At 41.0% G+C, this 21869-nt stretch carries 23 protein-coding genes; 13 read left to right on the top strand and 10 right to left on the bottom strand.

The genetic code is table 11. The features are described from left to right. Nucleotides 1-14: 14 nt before the first annotated feature. Entirely contained in the window at nt 15-1265 is a 1251-nt protein-coding gene (locus tag ABJF11_RS18945; RefSeq protein WP_348121759.1) for a DUF819 family protein, read from the bottom strand. Further along, the gene (locus ABJF11_RS18950) at nt 1262-1918 is read right to left on the bottom strand and encodes a CoA pyrophosphatase (protein WP_348121760.1); all 657 of its coding nucleotides are present in this window, start codon (nt 1916-1918) and stop codon (nt 1262-1264) included. The genes ABJF11_RS18945 and ABJF11_RS18950 overlap by 4 nt, the downstream gene beginning before the upstream one ends. A 92-nt stretch (nt 1919-2010) precedes the next feature. On the opposite strand from ABJF11_RS18950, the gene ABJF11_RS18955 reads away from it, so the two are divergent. From ABJF11_RS18955 to ABJF11_RS18965, 3 genes are read left to right on the top strand one after another with little or no spacing between them, the layout of a single operon-like run. Next, complete coding sequence (locus ABJF11_RS18955; RefSeq protein ID WP_348121761.1) at nt 2011-2724, top strand: hypothetical protein; 714 nt, start codon at nt 2011-2013, stop codon at nt 2722-2724. 38 nt (nt 2725-2762) lie between these two features. Beyond that, nucleotides 2763-4256: an XRE family transcriptional regulator gene (locus ABJF11_RS18960; RefSeq protein WP_348121762.1), complete on the top strand. Its 1494-nt coding sequence runs from the start codon at nt 2763-2765 to the stop codon at nt 4254-4256. 53 nt (nt 4257-4309) lie between these two features. After that, nucleotides 4310-5593 (top strand): MFS transporter, encoded by a 1284-nt coding sequence (locus tag ABJF11_RS18965; protein WP_348121763.1) that lies wholly within the window; start codon nt 4310-4312, stop codon nt 5591-5593. A 20-nt stretch (nt 5594-5613) separates the two neighbouring features. Here ABJF11_RS18965 and ABJF11_RS18970 read toward each other — a convergent pair whose 3' ends face one another. Together ABJF11_RS18970 and ABJF11_RS18975 are read right to left on the bottom strand one after the other, a co-directional pair. Beyond that, nucleotides 5614-6498: an alpha/beta hydrolase gene (locus tag ABJF11_RS18970; RefSeq protein ID WP_348121764.1), complete on the bottom strand. Its 885-nt coding sequence runs from the start codon at nt 6496-6498 to the stop codon at nt 5614-5616. Between the two features lie 101 nt (nt 6499-6599). Continuing rightward, on the bottom strand, nt 6600-8249 hold the full coding sequence (locus ABJF11_RS18975) for a Zn-dependent hydrolase (protein ID WP_348121765.1): 1650 nt from the start codon (nt 8247-8249) through the stop codon (nt 6600-6602). Nucleotides 8250-8508: 259 nt separating this feature from the next. On the opposite strand from ABJF11_RS18975, the gene ABJF11_RS18980 reads away from it, so the two are divergent. After that, on the top strand, nt 8509-8748 hold the full coding sequence (locus ABJF11_RS18980) for a hypothetical protein (protein ID WP_348121766.1): 240 nt from the start codon (nt 8509-8511) through the stop codon (nt 8746-8748). A 15-nt stretch (nt 8749-8763) separates the two neighbouring features. On the opposite strand, the gene ABJF11_RS18985 is transcribed toward ABJF11_RS18980, so the two are convergent. Further along, the gene (locus ABJF11_RS18985; protein WP_348121767.1) at nt 8764-9351 is read right to left on the bottom strand and encodes a beta-phosphoglucomutase family hydrolase; all 588 of its coding nucleotides are present in this window, start codon (nt 9349-9351) and stop codon (nt 8764-8766) included. A gap of 112 nt (nt 9352-9463) precedes the next feature. Between ABJF11_RS18985 and ABJF11_RS18990 the strand changes: the two genes are divergently transcribed. The 3 genes from ABJF11_RS18990 to ABJF11_RS19000 all read left to right on the top strand — a co-directional run bounded on the left by ABJF11_RS18990 (nt 9464) and on the right by ABJF11_RS19000 (nt 11060). Continuing rightward, the gene (locus ABJF11_RS18990) at nt 9464-9700 is read left to right on the top strand and encodes a hypothetical protein (RefSeq protein WP_348121768.1); all 237 of its coding nucleotides are present in this window, start codon (nt 9464-9466) and stop codon (nt 9698-9700) included. A gap of 71 nt (nt 9701-9771) precedes the next feature. Next, entirely contained in the window at nt 9772-10449 is a 678-nt protein-coding gene (modB, locus tag ABJF11_RS18995) for a molybdate ABC transporter permease subunit (protein WP_348121769.1), read from the top strand. Further along, nucleotides 10443-11060, top strand: a complete 618-nt coding sequence (locus ABJF11_RS19000) for an ATP-binding cassette domain-containing protein (protein ID WP_348121771.1) — start codon at nt 10443-10445, stop codon at nt 11058-11060. Before modB ends, ABJF11_RS19000 begins: the two co-directional genes overlap by 7 nt. Nucleotides 11061-11072: 12 nt before the next feature. Here ABJF11_RS19000 and ABJF11_RS19005 read toward each other — a convergent pair whose 3' ends face one another. Together ABJF11_RS19005 and ABJF11_RS19010 are read right to left on the bottom strand one after the other, a co-directional pair. Continuing rightward, nucleotides 11073-11963 (bottom strand): MBL fold metallo-hydrolase, encoded by an 891-nt coding sequence (locus ABJF11_RS19005; protein ID WP_348121773.1) that lies wholly within the window; start codon nt 11961-11963, stop codon nt 11073-11075. Between the two features lie 44 nt (nt 11964-12007). Then, nucleotides 12008-12721 (bottom strand): sulfotransferase domain-containing protein, encoded by a 714-nt coding sequence (locus ABJF11_RS19010; RefSeq protein ID WP_348121774.1) that lies wholly within the window; start codon nt 12719-12721, stop codon nt 12008-12010. A 150-nt stretch (nt 12722-12871) separates the two neighbouring features. On the opposite strand from ABJF11_RS19010, the gene ABJF11_RS19015 reads away from it, so the two are divergent. Beyond that, nucleotides 12872-14215 carry a serine hydrolase gene (locus ABJF11_RS19015; protein WP_348121775.1) on the top strand — a complete coding sequence of 448 codons (1344 nt, stop codon included), beginning with the start codon at nt 12872-12874 and terminating at the stop codon, nt 14213-14215. Here the strand turns inward: ABJF11_RS19015 and ABJF11_RS19020 are convergent. Next, the gene (locus tag ABJF11_RS19020) at nt 14212-16830 is read right to left on the bottom strand and encodes a WG repeat-containing protein (protein ID WP_348121776.1); all 2619 of its coding nucleotides are present in this window, start codon (nt 16828-16830) and stop codon (nt 14212-14214) included. The genes ABJF11_RS19015 and ABJF11_RS19020 overlap by 4 nt on opposite strands. A 54-nt stretch (nt 16831-16884) precedes the next feature. On the opposite strand from ABJF11_RS19020, the gene ABJF11_RS19025 reads away from it, so the two are divergent. The 4 genes from ABJF11_RS19025 (at nt 16885) to ABJF11_RS19040 (ending at nt 19419) form a co-directional block, all read left to right on the top strand. Then, on the top strand, nt 16885-17496 hold the full coding sequence (locus ABJF11_RS19025) for a methyltransferase domain-containing protein (protein WP_348121778.1): 612 nt from the start codon (nt 16885-16887) through the stop codon (nt 17494-17496). Nucleotides 17497-17585: 89 nt separating this feature from the next. After that, a complete protein-coding gene (locus ABJF11_RS19030; protein ID WP_348121779.1) occupies nt 17586-18482 on the top strand; it encodes a DUF6089 family protein in 897 nt (298 codons plus the stop codon). Nucleotides 18483-18538: 56 nt separating this feature from the next. After that, entirely contained in the window at nt 18539-18967 is a 429-nt protein-coding gene (locus tag ABJF11_RS19035; RefSeq protein WP_348121780.1) for an antitoxin Xre/MbcA/ParS toxin-binding domain-containing protein, read from the top strand. After that, complete coding sequence (locus ABJF11_RS19040) at nt 18964-19419, top strand: RES family NAD+ phosphorylase (RefSeq protein ID WP_348121782.1); 456 nt, start codon at nt 18964-18966, stop codon at nt 19417-19419. The genes ABJF11_RS19035 and ABJF11_RS19040 overlap by 4 nt, the downstream gene beginning before the upstream one ends. On the opposite strand, the gene ABJF11_RS19045 is transcribed toward ABJF11_RS19040, so the two are convergent. Next, entirely contained in the window at nt 19416-20534 is a 1119-nt protein-coding gene (locus ABJF11_RS19045) for a DegT/DnrJ/EryC1/StrS family aminotransferase (protein WP_348121783.1), read from the bottom strand. The genes ABJF11_RS19040 and ABJF11_RS19045 overlap by 4 nt on opposite strands. Beyond that, a complete protein-coding gene (locus ABJF11_RS19050) occupies nt 20534-21130 on the bottom strand; it encodes a sugar transferase (protein ID WP_348121785.1) in 597 nt (198 codons plus the stop codon). The genes ABJF11_RS19045 and ABJF11_RS19050 overlap by 1 nt, the downstream gene beginning before the upstream one ends. A 78-nt stretch (nt 21131-21208) precedes the next feature. Here ABJF11_RS19050 and ABJF11_RS19055 point away from each other — a divergent pair, with 78 nt between their 5' ends. Continuing rightward, on the top strand, nt 21209-21865 hold the full coding sequence (locus ABJF11_RS19055; RefSeq protein ID WP_348121786.1) for a DUF4159 domain-containing protein: 657 nt from the start codon (nt 21209-21211) through the stop codon (nt 21863-21865). Nucleotides 21866-21869 lie beyond the last annotated feature (4 nt).

Raw genomic sequence — 21869 nt, forward strand, 5'->3', positions numbered from 1 at the left:
CACAACTTTATTGACTAGTTCATTGCAGCAGCTTGCATCAAAAGACCACAGAGATACGCTGCATAGGTGCCAAGCGTATATCCCAATACAGCGAGTAGTACACCCACAGGAGCCAATGATGGATGAAAGGCTGCGGCCACCACAGGGGCAGACGCTGCTCCGCCGACATTGGCCTGACTTCCGACGGCCACAAAGAAGAAGGGAGCTTTAATCAGCTTTGCTACTCCGAGCAGAAGTACAACATGTACCAGCATCCAAATAAGTCCAACTAAAAACAGTCCCGGGGATTCAAAAATGGCCATTACATCCATATGCATACCGATAGTAGCGATAATAATATAGATGAATGCACTTCCTACTCTGGTAGACCCTACACCTTCCAGGTCACGATATTTGGTAAACGAGAGACTTAGTCCTATCGCTGTAGCTATAACTACAATCCAGAAAAACCCACTAGTCAAACTGTAAGTCGATAACCATGGGTAATTGGTCGCCAGATAAGGCGCGATGATATCGCTAAGCATGTGAGCAACTCCCGTAGCGCCAGCACCTATAGCCAATATGACCATAAAGTCTGTCAGCGTAGGCATCTTTGCTATACTTGCACTGTATTGCTCTATTCTTTTTTTCACATCATCTATAGCGGAAGAATCTGCTTTAAACATTTTATCAACTCTTTTAGATTGACCTGCGCCAATCAATAGCACTGCCATCCAGACATTGGCCACTAATATGTCCACTGTTACCATTTTTGAAAAGATGATGTCGTCGACCTCAAACACCTCTTTCATGGCTGCTTGATTGGCGCTACCACCAATCCAGCTGCCTGCCACGGTGGTCATACCTCGCCAAACATCATCGGCTGTTGCTCCTATTGCATCGGGTGCCACCCAGCCAATAAATAATAAGGCTATCGGCCCACCGATAACAATACCTAATGTACCAGTTAAAAACATGATGATAGCTTTTGAGCCCAACTTTCGAATCTCTTTGAAATCTGTACTTAATGTCAAAAGCACCAGAGCTGCCGGTAGCATGTATCGAGAAGCCACGAAATACAGGTTTGAGTTGTTGCCATCAATGATACCCAGAGAATTGAACACTGAAGGCAGGAAATAGCAGATCAGTACAGATGGAAAGATGGCATAAAATTTCTTCCAGAATGGATTGGAAGAGGCATTGGTTTTAAACACAAATCCTAAAAGGACCATTAGTAGTCCAAAGACCACCGCATCATTGGTGATCAAAGCTGAAGATTCATTCATTTTTGGCTGTTTATTTGATTAATAATTGTTGCAAATTCACTTAATATCATGGCGGTAGCCCCCCAGACTACCTTTCCTTGTACATCAAAATAGGGCACTCGCACCTTAGTCCCATTGTAAAATGTCATTTCTTTTTCTTTTCTCCTTTCTTTATCATTTAGCAGAGGAAGATTGGCAATAATCAGCTCATCTACTTCCGTTTCCTGGAGGACAAAATTTGGTCGATCTGAAATCATGCCTACCACCGGGAGAATATTGAAATTGCTCGGAGGCACGTATAATTCTGAAAGCTGTCCCAACACTTCAACCTGATCCAATCCAACTCCTATTTCCTCCTCTGTTTCACGTAGCGCTGTATAAATCAAATCTTGATCTGTGTCTTCATATTTCCCTCCTGGCAAGGCTATTTGTCCACTATGTACTCCTGGGTATTGAGGCCGAACAATCAATGGAAAGTTGATCATTTCTTCTTCTTTGTAGAGAAGAATCATGACCGCACTTTGTCTGGCATTTTTTGCGCTCTCTCTATCAAATCGCTGTTGAATATCCGGTAGAGGCGCCATTTCGATTTGTGCCTCTTTTCCCGAGGATGTAGCTTCAAGCGCTTTTCTTAATGATGTTGTAAATGACTGCCAGTGACTGTTATCGCTCAATTTCCAGGTATTTATCCAATTCAAAAATAATTTGCAGACTGACAAACATATCAAGATAATCGTTAACTTAGTTCTACATCATTAAAAACCTTATGAGTGAACTTCCATCTTATGTCAGCGGAGTTTTTCTAGCCATCGTCGCTGTAACCTTTGGATTTTTATACTACTCCATTAAACTGGCCCAACCTAATAAATCAGATCAAAGCGCCATCATAGTATCCACTTTCATGATGGTTTGGATTTTCATCTTGAGTATTTTGGCATTATATGGTATGTTTCTCGATTTTGAAGCCATGCCTCCTCCATTACTTTATGTGATACTGCCTCCGCTAGCGGCAATTATAATTGCAGTGAGCAAAAAACAGTCAAGGGTCTATTTGATGAATATCCCTATTACTACCCTCACCTACCTACATATAGTGAGAGTGCCTGTAGAAATAGTCCTTTGGTGGCTGGCTGGCAGCCAACTACTACCATATCTGCTCACATTCGAAGGCATAAATTACGACATCTTATCAGGCATCTCGGCGCCATTCGTTGCCATTTTCATGGTTGGTCTGCGGAGCAAAAGTCGAATTGGTGCCATCCTTTGGAACATCATAGCGCTCGGACTATTGGTCAATGTGGTCGGTCATGCCATACTCTCCACCCCCACTCCGTTTCAGCTATTCGCATTTGACACACCAAATATTGCGGTATTCCACTTTCCATTTGTGTTGCTTCCTGGCTTCGTCGTACCGGCAGTGCTTTTCTCGCATCTTGTCAGTTTGATCAAACTTTTTGACAAAGACGGTGAATTGGTTTAGTTCTTATTGAATATATCTGATTAATTTGATGCCCTCAAATGGCATTGAACAAGGAATACATAAAATTAATATTCGGAATAAAACTCCGTCAACTCAGACAAAATCATGGGCTCTCGCTACAGCAGCTCTCAAATCAATCGAGTATTTCAGTTTCCTATCTGAATGAAATTGAAAAAGGAAAAAAGTATCCTAAAACGGAGAAATTAATCGCCTTGGCGAATGCATTGAAGGTGAAACCAACCGAGTTGAAATCCGAGATTCTCAACAAAAAATTAGCTCCAGTCTCACGACTACTTCATTCAGGTATATTATCAGAGTTGCCGTTAGAGCTTTTTGGATTGGAGCTTTCTCGTCTGCTAGATTTACTATCTAATGCTCCTTCCAAGCTAAACGCCTTCATCGGTACGCTACTGGAAGTGAGCCGAAACTATGATGTGAGAGTGGAGACTTTCTACTTTTCGGTTCTTCGCTCCTATCAGGAAATTCATGAAAACTACTTTCCCGAAATTGAGGACGCTGCAGAAGTATTCACTAAAGAGGTAAGGTTACTCGCAGGAAAATATATTCCCGAGTCCGAATTTGAGAACTATTTGACAGAGAAATACAACTACAAACTAGTAAATAACGACTTCACAGAGCATTCTTCATTAAGCGATCTGAGAAGCTTGATGATACAGGAGAAGCGTAGAAAAAAATTAGTACTGAATAGCGAGTTGAGTCAACGTCAACGTGCTTTTTACCTAGCGAAGGAAGTAGGATTCAATTACCTCAAATTCAAAGAGCGAAATACGGCAACTCCATGGGTGAAAATCGACAATTTCGATCAGGTACTTAACGATTTTAAAGCTTCCTATTTCGCATCGGCAATATTGATCAACCGTAAGAATTTTTTACAAGACCTACACGAGTTTTTTGCCAGTCCAAAGTGGAATCAGAATATATTGATTGACACTATGCGGCACTACAATACGACTCCTGAGATGGTGCTACAGCGAATGACCAATCTATTGCCAGAGTACTTCGGATTTCATGAATTGTTTTTCTTTAAGTTTAACCACAAACCAGGCACTCAAGACTATCATCTCAGTAAGGAAATGCACCTTTCTCGATTGAATCAGCCACGTGGTACTACGCTGCAGGAGCATTTCTGCAGGAGATGGAAGTTTATTACTATGCTCAATGAATTGGAGGAAATTCACAAGACCAAACCAGGCGAAATCATTGGTGGAGCCCAGATCGCCAGATATATAGATACCGGAGAGGAATTTCTTCTGCTGTCGCTAGCCAAACCCTTCACGCCGACGAAAGGAATAAATAACAGCCTGGCTCTTGGAATTAAACTAGATGATAAGGTGCGAAGTACGATTAAATTTTTAGGGGATACGGCTATAAAAACCCAACTGGTAAACGACACATGCGAAAGGTGCATGGCTGAAAATTGTAAGGTGCGCGCTTCTCCACCATATGTCTATGAAAGGCTAAAAAAAGAGCAAGAACGAAAAGAGGTACTCAAGAATTTCAATCCTAAATAATTCGATTAAAAGGCTCGTACCAATGAGCAATGACTAGATAGAATCCAAAGTAAATGAACCCATCCAGTTCTAAAATAACTACTTCAAAAATCCTTGAGCTCTCTCTGCTCATCCTAGCTGGAGAATCGATTTTTTTCTTGCCCTTTGTCATTGCACGTGTGTTTAGACCCACATTCTTAAGTGTATTCGAAATCACCAATCTGGAGCTGGGATCATTGTATTCCATTTATGGAATCATCGCCATGGTCTCCTATTTTTTTGGTGGACCACTTGCAGACAGGATTTCCCCGAGAATATTACTGGCTATAGCACTTGTGAGCACGGCAGTCGGAGGTTTCATCATGGCCTTTGCCGATAGCATCAGTTATTTGTCTTACTTATATGGATTCTGGGGATTGACCACAATTTTACTCTTTTGGGCTGCTCTAATCAAAGCGACGCGCAGTATTGGTGGACACAGGTTTCAATCAAGGGCTTTTGGATTTTTAGAAGGTGGACGTGGGTTTATTGCGGCATTTGTAAGTACGCTTGCTGTCGGTGTTTTTGCCTACTACCTCCCTGACGGTCAAGACTCTCCTACTTTATACGACCAGCAGATGGCTTTTCGCAATGTAATTTTCTTTTTTTCCGGCTGGGTGGCAATTGTAGGCCTGTTGATATTCTTTTTTATGAATAAATCCGGTACCAATACAGCATATAAAAATAAACCAGTCTCCCTGGGACAAATACGTGAAATAGCAAATACTCCGAATATTTGGTTCCAAGCCATAATTGTAGTTTGCGCATATGTGGGCTACAAAGTGACAGATGACTTCTCGCTGTTAGCCAAGGAGGTGCTCGACTTCTCAGATGTGGCATCTGCACAGGTAGGGACACTGGCCCTTTGGATGCGTGTGGTTACAGCAATCATTGCAGGAGTCGTAGCAGACAAAATAGGAGCTGCTTCTAAAGTAATTTCCTGGGGATTTTTACTGATGGTGCTTTGTGGATTGGGAATAGGTTCTGGATTACTCATAGGAAGTTCCGCAGTTTTTTATATAGTCACCATCCTTGTTACTTGTCTTGGAGTATATAGTGTACGCGGGCTATATTTCACTTTGATACAAGAAGCTAATATCTCTTCAAGCATCACAGGTACAACCGTCGGACTTATATCAGTCATTGGATTTACGCCAGACATTTTTATGGGACCCTTGATGGGCTATCTACTGGATGAAAATCCTGGCGCACTGGGGCATCAGTATGTTTTTTTAGTTCTTGCAGGCTTTGGACTGATTGGGTGGTTGGCCAATTATCTCTATCGAAGAACTAAGCCTTTGGTTCAAACCGATGCATAGATTTACGAATCCGGATGGCCTCAGTCAGATTTGATTTCTGCTATCTCTCCTAGCGCTACTCTTAGATGTGTATTGAAATTTTCGGACTGCTCTACCATCGGAAAGTGCCCGGTACTATCCATGTTATATATTTTGAAATTCAAACCTGTCTGCACCAATCCTTCAATATCCATTGGAAACATATTACTTGAGATCAAGTATAGCGGCAGGTCGAGTTGCGACAGCCTGTCTGCCTCCACATGAGTATAGTTGAGATAAGCCTCAATAGCGGCCATTGAAGATTTAGGATCAGCGTTTCTATAGTCACTTACAATCCTTTCGCGAACGGTACTATCGGCCTCAGGATAAATAAGATATTGATCTGCATAAGCAGATGACGTACCTTCGAAATCTACCTCTAACATTTCCATAAATCCGTCAATTTCTATTTTCAACTCCGGTGTCAATTCTTGCCTTATCTCCTTGTAATTGTCCACACCAATTAATGCGACCACTTTATCATTATTTTGAGCGGCTTCAAGTATGACTCTGCCGCCCATGGAATGTCCTACTAATACAACCCTCTCTAAGTCGAGGTGAGCAATCAAATCATTTACATCCCTGGCATATGACGAAATTGAGAATTGACCTGGTTTATTTTGGGAGCTGCCAAACCCAGGTAAGTCCATTGTAATCACCCTGTATTGATTGCAAAATTCACTTTGTTGTGCAGACCAGTAAGATTGATCAATATTCCAGCCATGTACCAGTAGTACGACCAAATCACCTTGTCCACATGAGGTGTAGCTGATCAGGGAGTGCTGAGTGCTCAATTCCCCTGCTATTCTTTCTGCTGCGTATTTCTCATTCGGTTGACAGCCAGTGATAATGGCAAAAGTAAGTGCTAGGATGAGTATTGATTTCATGATAAGCTATGGTTTAGACTAAAAAAGGCGAGTAGAGAAGTAGTAATAATAGTTCTCTGCTCACCTCTATCTAATGTAATAGATGAAACTGTGGTTGCCTATTAGTTGGCTGCCTGTAAGTCCAATTCTTTAACCCCTTGTTTGAAAACAATGTCACGCGGTATTCCGGCATTGCCAACACGGTCGAGATCATTTTGTAGTTCTTCTCCTACCACGCCCATTTCATTGAGTAGCGCATTCACTCCCTCATAATCACCATCTCCCTGGAGCGTCAGTATCAGCTCGGACAGGCCGTTCATGGCTTGTTGAAACTCTTCAAAATTGACCTTATAGGTGCCATTTACATCATTGTAGGTAAAGGCATTTCTCTCCTTGAAATAATTGAATCGCACCATATTGGCCTTGCCATGTGCGCTACTAGCCCCAAATCTGACTGATCTAAATATTCCGGCAAGGAATGTCGTGTAATAATCCATCAACTCACCTTCAATTTCTCCTTTCTGCTGAAGTTGAGTAATCATAAAAAGACCTAAAATATCTGCTTTTCCTTCTTCGAGAGCTGATCCATGTTCTCTTAGCGCTTCGCGGACAGTTCCTTTTCCATTAATCGTATTTTTAATTCCCAATCCATGAGCCACTTCATGAAACATGGTATTGGCAAAAAACGCATCGAAGGTTACATGCTTGCGCTGAGATTCATCGATGAGAAGATTGTTGATAGGCAGCATGATTTTATCAAACTTGGCCCGCATGGCATTTTTTAGCTGTAATCTTCGCGTTCCTTTCTCAAGCTGAACCCGTTCGTCGTTAGGCAAATTTATGGCAATAGTCTTGCTGCCCGCGTTACAATCTCCTGCATAATATACTACATCGTAGGCATTGAGATCTGAATCAGTACCTGGTGTTTCCTTTTTGTACTTTTCATCCACGGGAAGATTAGACTGCAGCTCCGGTAGAAAAGAGACAAATTTTGTAAGGCGACTGCTCCATTCCATATCCTTGATCAGCACATAAGCTTCATGTGCCGCTTTGGCATTGTAAAGTTTGTCCTCATAATTTTCGATAGGTCCAACCACAAAGTCGATCATATTTGATTTCATATCCATCCATGCCAAGTCACTGGCCAAATAGCTATCTGACAACAATGCATCTGCTCTCAAACTCAAATAGATACTAAAATCTTCGTCGTCTGCCAATTCTGAAGCTTGATTGAGCAATTCTGCTGCTCGCTGGACCTCTTCAGCAAAAGCACTGTAGAATGGCTCGGAGAACAACTCTCCGTCTTCATTTCTTTTGATTAGTGTATACAGACTAGATTTATCCGGGTCATCAAAGGCTTCAAATTCTTCTTTGGTCATATCGGTTGGATAGTACTGTGCTCCTAATGGCTTTTCTCCTACGCCGTCAACAAAAGGTTCATTCCCTTTCAACCTGTCCCATGGACCATAATTGATTCGTGCAAATTCTTTAGTAGCCTCATCGCTAAGACTGCTAAATAACGCCTCTTTGTCACCATATGCTTCTTTCCAAAAAAGATCATCCATAATATTAGAAACTTCAATTAGTAGCGGAATCATCTGACGTTGATTGTCAGATAGATGACTCAAATCTGCGGTAAGCATGTATTCAGCGTATTCATTTACGCGGTTTGTCATAGGGGAAGGTCCGGATTCTACTTCCGACTGTGTTTCTTTTGGTGTGCACGACCATATCATCGCGCTTGCAATTAAATAGGTAAATAATTTTTTCATTTTGGGGTTTGTTTAAATAGAGAATGAAATTTTGCATCCCACTTTAGTGTACCGAAGACTACAGTGTTTACAAGTGATTTAATTTGGAAATTTAATTAATTATTAATCAACAGGAATGACCATTGAGGTACGTTTATTGCTAGGAAAAGGAAATCGATTGGAAAAACACTGGTTTTTAAAAAAATCGGGTTATATTCCAAAAGAAACTAAAAATCAACAATTGACGTTGATTAGTTGTGTAAACTAGAAATAATAAGCGATGGAGCAAAAGCAAAAAGGAAGACCGGCCACCAAACCGGTAGCGCTAAAGGAAGGGTATTACATCGAATTAAGAACTAAAGGTTCGAGTTCTGCGATCAAATTACGTAGAAATAGCATGGCAGAAATAGAATTCGCCACCAGACAATACGAAAAAAGTAAAATTGTAAATTATCTAGGCCAGGTCAAAAATGGCAAATGGATAGACGGGAAAAACAAAGGCAAGAAGACGTCTAATTAGATTCCCGATTTAGCATTAGAAATATTCAGTAACATCAATGACCATCATTCCAGCCGCAACTGCGGCTTGCATGCCAGGTTTCCCATCTTCAAACACTACACAATCATTTGGTTGAATACCTAATAATGAGGCGCATTTCAAAAATGTCTCTGGATGGGGTTTGTACTGATGGACTTCGGTGGCAGATACACTATGTGTAAAATAGTCATCAAGTCCAAATCGCTCAAAAACGTCTTCTACGACTTTTCTGTTGCTCCCAGTGCCTATTGCCATAGGTAGGACTCCATGGTATTTTTCAACCACATCAAATACTGGTCTAATCAGCTTTACCTGATCCATATGTCGTTCCACATAGGTGCGCTTATCCTCTAAGGCCTGCTCCAGATTAAATCCTTCAATGCCATTTTCTTTGGCAATCATCATCAAAGTATCGCGTGTAGGTATTCCTCCCCGACTATAAAAGGTTTCTTTAGGATACTGAATACCATAGGACTCTAGCACATAGTTGTACGCAGCGTGATGTATAGGCATTGAATCAATAAGGGTTCCATCCAAATCAAATATCAAACCTTTTGCCTCAACGGGAATAGGTATTTTGATCATTTATGTCAGTTTATGATTTCTATTTATTTTTGGCAAACCTAGATTCTACCTGAACAATAACCAACTCATGCATGTTATTGGAAAGTAACATTACCGAATAAAACTAAAAGATATGATTAGTCTACATATAACTTCACGCTTATCGGCGGAGACTCTTTGGATAGACCAACTGAAAGAATGGTGCGTAGCACATGAGGTAATTCAGAATGAATCTTTGCAAGTTCCAGAACTTCATGAGGGCGGCAAAAAAATGGTCGGTACCAGGGAAATCGAGGACTTTTTAAAGGAGTATAGGACCTTTATGGATGATTGGTATGATTGCAGGTGCGATAAGTGGCAGGAGGTCTGAGCATTATGGGTTAATAAAAGTGCCCTTTTTGTTTCCTCTTGATATTGGTTTGAATAATTTCACTGTCTGGTATGGAAGAATTCTGGACTCCCCTGTGGCTCAGTAGTAAACTAGCATCAATCACCACCCTTTTACTCTTTGGGTTGGCTATTCCAATCGTTTACGGATTATCAATGAAGGTGTTTCTGGGTAAGAGCATTTTAAAGGCAATTATCGCGCTTCCCTTAATTTTACCACCCTCAGTTCTTGGTTTTTATTTACTCCTGGCTTTTCAGCCAAACAGCACTCTAGGCATATTTTGGAGTACTTTATTCGATACCAGATTGGCATTTAGCTTTGAAGGCATTCTCATCGCATCCGTGATTTTTAGTTTTCCTTTTATGGTCAATCCAATCCTCTCCGCCATAGAAAACCTTCCCACCAGTCTGTCAGAGGCCTCGTATTCGCTTGGCAAAACTAAATGGCAGACTTTCGTCAAAGTGCTATTGCCCAATATCCGACCTTCTATCATCTCTGCAGCCATTTTAACCTTCGCTCACACGATTGGGGAGTTCGGCGTCATTTTAATGATCGGTGGCAATATCCCCGGAGAAACTCGAGTGGCCTCTATCGCCATTTTTCACGAACTAGAAAGTATGAATTATGAAATGGCCAACCAATATGCTGCCGTACTGCTGGGCTTCTCGTTTTTTGTGTTGCTCTTGGTTCAGTTGATTCAGAAAAACCCAACTCGGCCCATCATATGCTAGCACTAGATCTCAAACTTGATTTTACGAGCTACCAGCTTTCCGTTAGGCTCGATATCAATGAGCGGGAGGCTATCGGCCTATACGGCAAATCCGGTATCGGTAAGTCTACTCTGCTCAAAGTGATTTCTGGATTGCACAAGCCTGCGGACGCTAATATATGCATGGATGATGTCTATTGGAACAATACTGAACAGCACATCTTCTTACTGCCTCAACATAGGTCTGTGGGAATGGTTTTTCAGGATTTTGCACTGTTTCCTAATCTTACCGTTCTCGAAAATCTCGAATATGCCCAACAAATTCCGGCTTCAGAGCTGACACACTTGATAGAAATGCTAGGAATTCAAGATATCCTTAAGAAAAAACCCGAAACCATATCTGGTGGACAAAAGCAGCGAGTGGCAATAGGTAGATCTATTGCATACAATCCAAAGGTAATTCTCATGGATGAGCCATTTGCTGCGTTAGATGACGAAATAAAAGGAGTGATCAAGTCATTTTTGAAACAATACATTCAGGACACTGACAAAATAGCCATCATAGCAAGTCATGACAAGAAAGACCTTGAGTATTTCAGCCAGCGAATTGTAACTCTCTCAGACGCTGAATAACTTCTAGGATTCTTAGCCATCAGTTGGGATTAGTAATACGGTGGCAGACTCATCAAGTGATTGGTAAACGGTAGCACTCATACCGAAAACCACTGTGGAGGACTCCTGATAGCAATCGCTATTTTGAATGCAGTCTAGTAGTGCTCTCGAATTTAACAAATGATTGTAGGAAACACCCGGAGTAGAATGACCTCCAAAAAGAATATAGTCTTCGTCAATCATTGAAATGAGTTTGTCAAAGCTTTCGATATATACCTCAATATCACTCTCATCAAATATAAAAATCGCACCATTATAGAGGAAATCACCAAGGAAGACCAGCCTGTTTTCGGCATCCAGGACGACTACAGATTCATCCGTATGTCCAGGCAGGTTGATTAGTTGAATAGTTCTATCTCCAAGATCAATATCAGTCTCCAGAGGCAGCCATTCGGTCACCTCTACTTGATTGGGAATAGCGCCCAGAAATAAGTCTTTCTCCTTAAAATGATAGATATTTTGCTCATCAACAGCATTCACTAAAAAATCTAATTCGGGAAAAGCAACCTGATCGAATTCTGCTACATTTTGATTGTGATCAAAATGAAAGTGTGAGAGCAAAAGCGTCACTTCAAGATCCGTGATTTCCTCGATCTTATAACGAATTTTACTACCATCTTGTCCTCTATTCTCACCCGTCCCGCTATCAAACATTACGGCTCTTTCTGTGCCAGCAATCAAATAACTTACATTGGCCTGAGAACTAGCTTCTTCTTCGAAAATCCATGTTTGATCATCAAGTTCGAAAATTGTGTACCAGTCTTCTGTTGTATCTACGGACTGGACAGGTGCTTCAGTTTTATTGCATGAGGTCGAACTAAGAACAGAAAACAGGCCTGACAAGTAAATGAGTGATCTTAACATGCTGAATTAAATAACTATGATAAATGATGGAATAAGTTACGAATTTATTTTTTGTGTGACATCTCCTTTACTTGAACATCAATTTGAGTATTGACACTCTGCTTTTTTAGCAATGAGAATAGCCTTTTAGGTGGCACTTGCAGAAACTCTTGGATTTGGGTGAGCCTAGAATCAGTTTCTGAGCATATCTGCTCATAAGTCACCGGAAATATAGAATGATCTTTCAGTCTACTCAAAACGGCCCTCCTATCATTAATACTTTTATCAACCGTCAGGTCGATCTCTTCCTTGTCGATAGTAAGATTACTGGGTCGAGGTGAAGTCGTTTTGTTCGAACTCCATCGACCAGTAGCTTCAGCGGTTTTTAAAGAAATCATTCTATCCACGAAATTTTCTCGGGTGAGGTCAATAATACGTACTGATGAATCTGAGGCTATCTCGTTCAATAGCATTCCAAAGTCTGGGTGTATCAGCTGCTCATAAAATATTTTGCACCCGACAGCTTGAATTGATTCATGATGACTGGTCCATATTTCTTTCTCGAGGTGTTGGGTATCACTTCTTTCGGTCAGCAACTCACCATAGGATTGTATATGCACATTAGAGTTTAGCAGCGTATGTAGCCAGGTTGACCCTGTTCTGGGGTGGCATAAAATGACATACCGCAGAAAATTATCGGATTGATTGACTGGCCAAAGACTCAATATCCATTTTTTCTTGAGAATCCATTGTGTTTTGCAGTACTTAAGAATATTCATTGGTTTCAAATCAATTTAAGCCTTGCTAATGATATTTGACCCTTTGTCTATGATTCTTTCTTACAGTTTTATTATATCATCAACTCGTACTAAGTTAGCATGAAATGACATTGACAATTTTAGGTCGATCAGAATTAAGAATTAATTATTATGATGAAAAATATTCGATGGATTTTGTTGGCATCGGTGTTTTGTGGGATCGCTGCTGCTGTACTCACCTACTATCCTAAGTTGGTGATAATGTCAGGGTATTCAGCTAAAATGGCCTGTTCGTGTACATTTATTGGTGGTCTTGACGAAGAAATTATTTACGGCAAGGAACTAAATTTCAACCCTCTCAAACTGGTTAAATTCAAGATTGACCGCGAAAATAAAACAGCCACCGCTTCTCTATTTGGTCTTTATCCAAAAACTGCAGTATTCCGCGAAGGACTTGGTTGTGCGTTACTTTCGGAGTTGGAAGCTGAAAACGCCTATCGGGCCGATTTCAAATTGCATGAAATCAAACACGATAGTCTGAAAAACTGGTTTGAAACAAGAAGAAGTCCTACTCCTCCCGCTCTAGCTACAGTGATAAGCAATGCATTTCTTGAAGAAAATCCTGAATCTCCTAATATAAACACCCGAGCTGTAGTGGTGTTACATAAAGGCATGCTTGTGGGTGAACAATACGCGCCTGAGATTAATAAGGATTCTCCTCTACTGGGTTGGTCCATGACCAAAAGTCTCACCTCCTTGCTTTTCGGGATGCTTGTGGATCAAAATAAGGTAAACATAGATTCTATGACTAATATACCTGCATGGCAAAATGACGAGAGGGCCAGAATCACCTGGCGAAATCTGCTGCAGATGAATAGTGGACTCAGATGGAAAGAAGATTATGCCGATTTGAGCGATGCCGTTACTATGCTGTTCGACAGTGATGCCATCGGTAGATATGCAACTGGTGTCCCGGCAGAATTTATTCCTGGAGAAGTTTGGTACTATTCTTCTGGTACAAGCAACATTATTTCAAGCCAGATGAGTAGGTTTTTCGAATCGAAGGAAGAGTATCTGAGGTTTCCATATGATAGCCTTTATGGTCGTATAGGTATGTACAGCATGCTTATGGAAACTGATGCATCCGGCGAATTTGTGGGTTCGTCCTACGCCTGGGCTACAGCTCGTGATTGGTCTAAGATTGGTCAACTCTGCCTTCAAAATGGTCTATGGAATGAGCAGAGAATCCTTTCTGAAGACTGGATTTCATTTATACAGGAGGCGGCAGCCGGATCTGAGCAGATTTACGGAGGCCATTTCTGGATCAACAAAAGTGGGAATCTACCAGATGTGCCTTTAGATGCCTACAGTCTGAATGGATTTCAGGGTCAGCGAATTACGATCATACCTTCAAAAGAGCTCGTCATCGTTCGAATTGGCATTACCTACAAACGTGGGGATTTCGACTTCAACGGGTGGTATGCTCAGATAATAAAGGCTATTGAGAGCAATTAGTTTTCGCAGACCAGCTCCTCATAGTCTTCTTCGCGATAGGCTTCAGAAAAAAGCTTTTTACCTGCTGAATCATAGTAAACAACTACATAGATATCCGCTTCAGGTACGGCGGTCTCGGTGAAATAAAGCTGCTTTTCACTGTTACCCAGATTCATTACATCATGAAACACAGCTGGTACTATCATGCCTTTACTGTTATGATACACGCCGTATCCTTCATCCTTTCTTACCAAGAGAATTTTCTCCTTTTCCTCATTTTTGATGTATTCATAATACTCAACTCCTTGCAGGGAACTTGTACCTTGATTGATATTTACGATGTCCCATAGACCATTTCTAAGGCCCAAAAAGGCGGAATCGGACCAATATTCAATTTGCTCAAACATGGGTTCAACCCGCAACTCATTGAAACGATCAAGAATACCGTAGTTTCCATTTTCGTTGACAATGAAAAGGTCTGAATTGTAGTGTTTGAGTTTTTCTTGATAATCGATTCTTAAAAGCACTTTATCTCGAAAATTATAAGCTCCAAATTTACCTCGATATAGCACCGGTGCCACTCCTGATTCAGCCTGACTTATGGCGTTATATCTAATTCTCATGATCAATTGGCCACCCAAGCCCACGGCACCATAGTAGCCGTTCTTTTTAATATAAAATGCGCTATCCGATATATAACCTATTTCATCACATACTATTCTAAATTGCTCTACACCATCCTTGTAGAGAATATTTTCACCGTCCTTCTTAATGACCAAAAAGTGGGTTTCTGTTTGAATCTTAGGACCAATAGACTTTAAATATTGATCTTCTACGATCTCCACCACCTTCTTATTTGGGAATATGGCCATTCCAGATGATCCTCTAAAAACGATGGCCAGATCCTCTCCTAACAATTTGAGCGAATCCACCCCGATTATGGGTTCATCGTAGATATTTTTGTTATATACAAACCACTTACCATTTCGCGTGAGCCCCAGCCATTGCGTGTTTTGCAGGACGCTCTGATATACGTTCGATGACAGCTGGCCTAAGTCTGGATCAAACGTAGTATAACCTTCTTCCAATTCAAGCACCCAGGTTTCATGGCGAGTATTTATCCTTTTGGTGGAAGTCGGGCTTATGACCTGCAGTTTGTGACTTATTAGCTCCTCTGTATCTCCTTTGAATCCTATGATGTAGCGATCATTGACAAGCTCTACTTCTTCATAAGGCAGTTCCATTTCAAACGCTGTACTTTTACTTTGAGTGATAGACTCCAGGTTCGTTACTCCTATATTTTCATTCATTTCAAAAATCCAAAATTTCCCTCTAAGTTCGATTTGATCATAATTAGGCTCAATCAAAATTTCACCTGTCACTTGCATCACTCCATAACGATCATTTTTCTTGAATACAAGCAAGGCATTATCAAGCAGTTGTAGTTCATCATACTCCGAGGACAGCAGTCTAAATCCCGACTTGTGTACTATACCGTATTTTCCGTTTTCCTTTATCCCAACAAGGCCATTTCCAAGGTCAATGGCCTCTCCCGAATACCCATCAAATATGATGTCGCCTTTACGATTGATAAGCTTTGTGTTTTCATCATCACTCACTTCCAGCAAGTCGCTGAGCACATTACCACATCGATATCCCTCGTTGATTTCGTCAAAAGATTGATTAAGAAATATTTGTCCCTCTAAATCAAGGAACTGATAGCTCGAATCTTTTTTGCAAATTGCCAGTGGTTCGGCATTTAGCTTTTCAAAAAGAACGACTGAATCTTTGAAATTTCGAGGTAGTTCATACTCCTTAGAGAAATTGATAAAGTCAAATTTTTCCAAATGGTACAGGATATTCAGTGCTCTATTGGCAAGTACCGGATTTTTGTAGACTTGGAGAAAATTAATGATTTTATCAGACTTCAATTCGCCTACATAGGCCTCAAATATTTTTTTCTCAATGGAGTGGCGGTACGGAGTACCTGGTTCTTCAAGCAGGAAATTTTCAAAATCTGATAATTCTCCAGATCTCGTCTTCTCCTCATATATAAGCTTGTCGTACTGAATCTTAGCTTTTTCGACTTGCGTTGCCAGCGGGTAGCTGGCAATGAAGTCAGCATATGCCTCCCAGGTGTTAATCGTTTCTACATCAGAAAAGACGAGTTGATTTCGTAAAACAACAGCCTGTTCGTAGTCTGCGGCATCAGTGTAGTTATTGATGAAATGTTCGTAGGCCAGTATTTCGTTCAAATTCGTTGCGCGAGCAAAGGCCATGCTGTCAATGGCCATTTTCTTATTTTTTATATCATATTCATAGAGATCCGCATCGTCCAATTCATCCAGATGATCCTCGTCTTGAAGTTTTAAATGCTCACAAGAATTTTGGATAAACAAATGTGCTGTATCCAGGTGATATCCAGGATAGTCTTCATAAGAATACAGAAGAGCCCATACATATTCGGTGGCTGGATTAATAGAGTCTTTTTCCATTGACTTGGTCAAAATTTCCTCTACTTTTTCATAGTCACCTTTCTCTAATGCACGCAAGGCTTGTTTGGTTTTCTCAGCATAGGTCACCCATGGAGAACCAAACCAATAAAGTACTGCCAGACAAAAAAGTGTCTTTTTCATATGTGGCTAAATTAATAAATTCGCTACGATTAACATGATAAGCAAAAATCTTAGATGACTCCCGAGCAACTCAATAAGAAATTAGGAAATATAGATCTTTACCTTCTCGATCAGATACTGAAAAATCGCATTTCCAAAGACATCAAAATTCTGGATGCTGGTTGTGGTGAAGGCAGAAATCTAATTTACTTTCTAAATAATGGTTATGATGTGAGTGGGATTGATCAAAACCCTGATGCCATACGCATGCTGCATTTCATAATAGGATCTGGGTACTCCGACTACCCAAAAGCGTCGTTCACAGAGGGTGAAATCTCCCAACTACCATATCCAGATCATTCTTTCGGATACATAATTTGCTCCGCAGTATTGCACTTTGCCTCGTCTACATCCCACTTCTGGCAAATGTTCGAAGCGCTTGACCGAGTGCTTAGTCCTGGTGGTTCACTCTTCGTAAGAATGACATCAGATATCGGCCTGAAAGGGCATGTTCGTCATGATAAAGAGCTATGGCGACTTCCTGATGGTAGCATAAGATTCTTGCTCACCACTGAAGCCATTCAGCGTATCATTGACGAGTTTGGTTACTCAAGGATAGAACCCGTTAAAACCGTCCTTGTAGAAGGTCAAAGGAGTATGACTACGCTTGTACTGAAAAAGAAATAAGCTTGAAAATCAACATTCCTAGCATAATGACGAAATGAGACCGTTATGTTTTCAGTGATTGCATTAAATTTACGTCATTACATAGGTGTATGAGTAAGAAAATATTTATAATTTTCCTTATTATGATTGGGACCCGTCTGGTTCATGCTCAGAGTTTTTTGGGTTGGCAACTGCATGACAGATACTTCTCGATATATGGGGGCACTGGATGGACCGGATACGTTGGAGACCTCACCAATGGCAGCCCTTTTTCGGATGGCTTGTCACATATCAACTTAGGTATAGAAGCACGACTCTATACGCGGATTGCAGCAAGAATACAATTTTCTCGTTTTAAGCTGGAAGGTTCGGATCAAAATGCTGCTGATAGTTCGTTTAATAGGCAAAGAAATCTTTCTTTTCACTCTACCAACTATGAATGGCAAGTGCAGGGTGTGTATTACTTTCTCAAATATCGAGGCAAGTACCATAAACGACGCACATATGAACCTTATATCGCAGCTGGGTTTGGGAAAGCCTACTTTAGCCCTAAAACGGAGTATACAGATATCAATGATGTAACAGATACTTATGATTTGAGATCTATCGGTACAGAAACAGAATCCTATGGAAAATCCACCTGGATTATTCCTGTCAACCTTGGAGTAAAAGCTGCACTAAACGAATTTCTGAACCTTTCTCTTGATGTAGGTTATCGATTCACCTTCACAGGCTATCTCGACGACGTACATGGTCGATATGCTGGACCTTTTGAAGACGGATCGATTGAGGCCTCACTCAGTAACAGAAAAAACGAAGTCCCCGAAATCAATGAAGCCGCCTATGACGCATTTGTTCCAGGCGCTCAGCGAGGAAACGGAAAGAATGATGGATACTTTCTGGTCAATCTCAATCTTGAACTTTATCTCCCACAGGACCTCTTTAGAGGCAAAAATGGCAAGCGACGCAAAGAAAAGATTCTTGGCAAGCCATCGGCCTACGATTGATAGGTAAAAATACCTTTATTATTAGGTAAATATACCGAAAAGAAGTACATTTGGGTATGGGAAAGAAAATCAAAATGTACGAAACGGTTGAGGATATTCCCTCCTTCGTGTCCGAGCCGGATATACTTTATGCAATCCGACAAATAGACATCAATTCGGATCACATTTCCTTACTCAAGTCCCTTTCCGGACTCAAAGATGAAATTCTATCATCTTCACTGAACATAACCCCTAAGACCCTTAGATCATACAAGTCGATTACGTCACCGATCAAACCCTATGTACAGGAGCATGTATTTGCATTATTGTCTCTCTATAAGCACGGCATAAAAGTGTTTGGTTCGAATGAGACCTTCAATCAATGGCTTGTCAAAGTAAATTACTACTTTGACAATGATGCACCCATCAATTTTCTCAATACTATTAGTGGTATTCTCCACGTAGACTACCGACTCAGCGCCATAGAATATGGCGACAATGTATGATCGTATACAGAATCACAAAAGAAGAATTTTCAGGGCAACTGGCTTCCTCTGGTCGTCCCAATCGATGGAATAGACAAGCCCAGCATGTGATTTACACTTCGAGTAGTATTTCTCTTTGTGCACTAGAACTTCTAGCTCATACCGGAGGCATACGGCCGGCGGGAAATTTCAGTATCCTACATATCCAAATTGATGCCGCTGACAGTCTTTTCGAAATCTCTGCTGAAAACCTTCCAGCTCATTGGCAAGGTATCCACTCCTATTCTTTTACGCAGGAAATAGGTAGCGCCTGGTTTGATTCCAGAGAAACGCTAATGATGAAAATACCTTCGGCCATTATCACACAGGAGCATAACTACATCTTGAATGTAGAACATCCCAAATTCAATAGTGGGGTTAAAATCATCAACGTAAGTGACTTTATATGGGATCATCGATTCCCGGAAAATTAATGATTGAAAATCGTAGATTTTAAGGTTTCAATAACCCTCATCTGCTGTTCGGCCATTAGTCCGCACCCTGAGGGCAAGCATAACCCACGAGCGAACAGGGACTCAGAAACCTGGCCACCACATATGGATTCGTCATGGAAAACTGGTTGAAGATGCATGGGTTTCCAAATCGGGCGGACTTCAATATTTTGATGATTCATTTTCTGTACCACTTCGTCGATCGAAATTTGCATTCCCTGATCAAGTAGCACAGCAGTCAGCCACCGATCTGACTCTACTCCTTCCGGTTGATGTTGAAACTTGAGACCAAGCGGGCTTAGTTCTCGCTTGTAACATTCGAATATGGCTTTTTTACTTTCGACTTTATGCTCCAAACCTTTGATCTGAGCGATTCCCAAGGCAGCCAGTACGTTGCTCATGCGATAATTGTACCCTATTTGCTCATGGTGATATGCAACGCTTTCCGATTTGGCCTGCGTTGCTAAATACAATGCCATATCGGCCTCTTCTTTGATATTGGTGACAAAAGCACCACCTCCGGACGTAGTGATCAATTTGTTTCCGTTGAAGGATAGGATGCCTCGTGTAAGGAACTGACCCATCTGTTCTCCTTTTACTTTACCAGCAAAACACTCGGCTAGATCATGCAGTACAGCAATTCCTTTTGTCTTTCCCAACGCTTCCAGTTCAATGGCTCCAGCAGGCATGCCGTAGAGATAGGTAGGAAGAATTGCTTTTACCTTCAGAGATTCGGTTAGGAGATACTTTTTCACCAATTCGACGTCAATATTCCACGAATCTGATTCTGAATCAATAAATATTGGTTTTGCATTCTGATAAAGGATAGGGTTCACCGCGCCTATAAAGGTCATGGTGCTTGCCATGACGTGATCCCTAGGTGTCACACCCAAAATTTGCAAACCCAAATGAATTGCAGCTGTACCCGAAGACGTCGCAACTGCATATTTGAATCCAGTGGCTTCACTGATTTTTTGCTCGAACTCATTTAAGTCTGGCCCAACCGGTGCCAGCCAATTCGACTTCAAGACTCGCTGTAGAGCTTCAGACTCCTCACCGGTCTGATGTGGAGAAGAGAGGTATATTCTTTCTTCCATCAAAAGTCAGTCTGTTTTTTTACATAACCTTTGAATGAAGCTATCGATTGATCTTTTCGCTTGCCGGAAGCCAGAAGCCAGACAGTTTTATAGAAGATTTTCAAGTCTAAAAAAAAGGACATATGAAGCGCATAATATGAATCCAGATCAAGTTTCTCCGTCCACGAAAGATCATCGCCTCCTTGCACTTGGGTCCATCCCGTCATACCGGGTAATACCCAATGTCTACTTTTATGCTCCAGAGAATAGAGCGGTAAGTACTCCATCAGATAAGGCCTGGGGCCAATCAAGCTCATTTCTCCTTTCAATACATTCCATAATTGAGGCAACTCATCCATTGCATATTTGCGTAGCCATTTACCAAGCGGAGTCACTCTCATATGATCCTCCTCGATGCCATCCTTCATTGTCTTGAATTTCAAAAGGTAGAAAGGTTCTTCTAGCAGACCTGGTCTCCGCTGCAAAAAGAATACTGTTCCCTGATCATAATAAACCATCAATGCAAGGATCAGAAGTACCGGGAAAAGAACTACAAGCAGCCCAAAAGCCAGTATTTTGTCCAACACGAGTTTTATTGATTTATAACAGGGCAGCATAGGGTGTGTGATTGAGTAAAAACTTTAGTCGTAATACAATCATATCTCGAACAAATATATTACGTTTATCCTTTAGTTATGACAAAGTATATTTTACTCTTCCTGGTACTACTCTCGTGTCTTCAACTCAATGCACAAGACAAAATCAAACTAGCCAAGCTCAAGTATGACGGCGGTGGTGATTGGTATGCCAATAAAACAGCCTTGCCAAATCTGGCTTCTTTTTGCAATCGCCACATTAAAACAAATCTGGATAAAATAGAAGACGTAGTAGAAGTAGGTAGCCCGGATATATTCTTGTACCCATACATTTATCTTACCGGTCATGGCAACGTCGTATTTAACTCACGCCAGGCAGATAATCTTCGGAAATATATGATTGCTGGAGGGTTCTTACATATCGATGACAACTATGGCATGGATCAATTTATAAGATTGGAAATGAAAAAGGTGTTCCCGGAACTCGAGTTTGTCGAACTTCCTTTCGATCATCCTATTTACGATCAGAAATTTAAATTTAAAAACGGATTACCTAAAATTCATGAGCATGATGGCAAACCTCCACAAGGTTTTGGGCTCATCTACGAGGGGCGGTTGGTCTGTTTCTACTCTTATGAGTCTGATCTTGGCAATGGATGGGAAGATCAATCCATTTACAATGACCCTGAAAGCAAAAGACAGGAGGCTTTAAAAATGGGTGCCAATATTGTTTCCTATGCTTTTATGATCCAATAACGTC

Origin of the sequence: Reichenbachiella sp. (genome assembly GCF_039941815.1) — a bacterium.
GTDB lineage: Bacteria > Bacteroidota > Bacteroidia > Cytophagales > Cyclobacteriaceae > Reichenbachiella.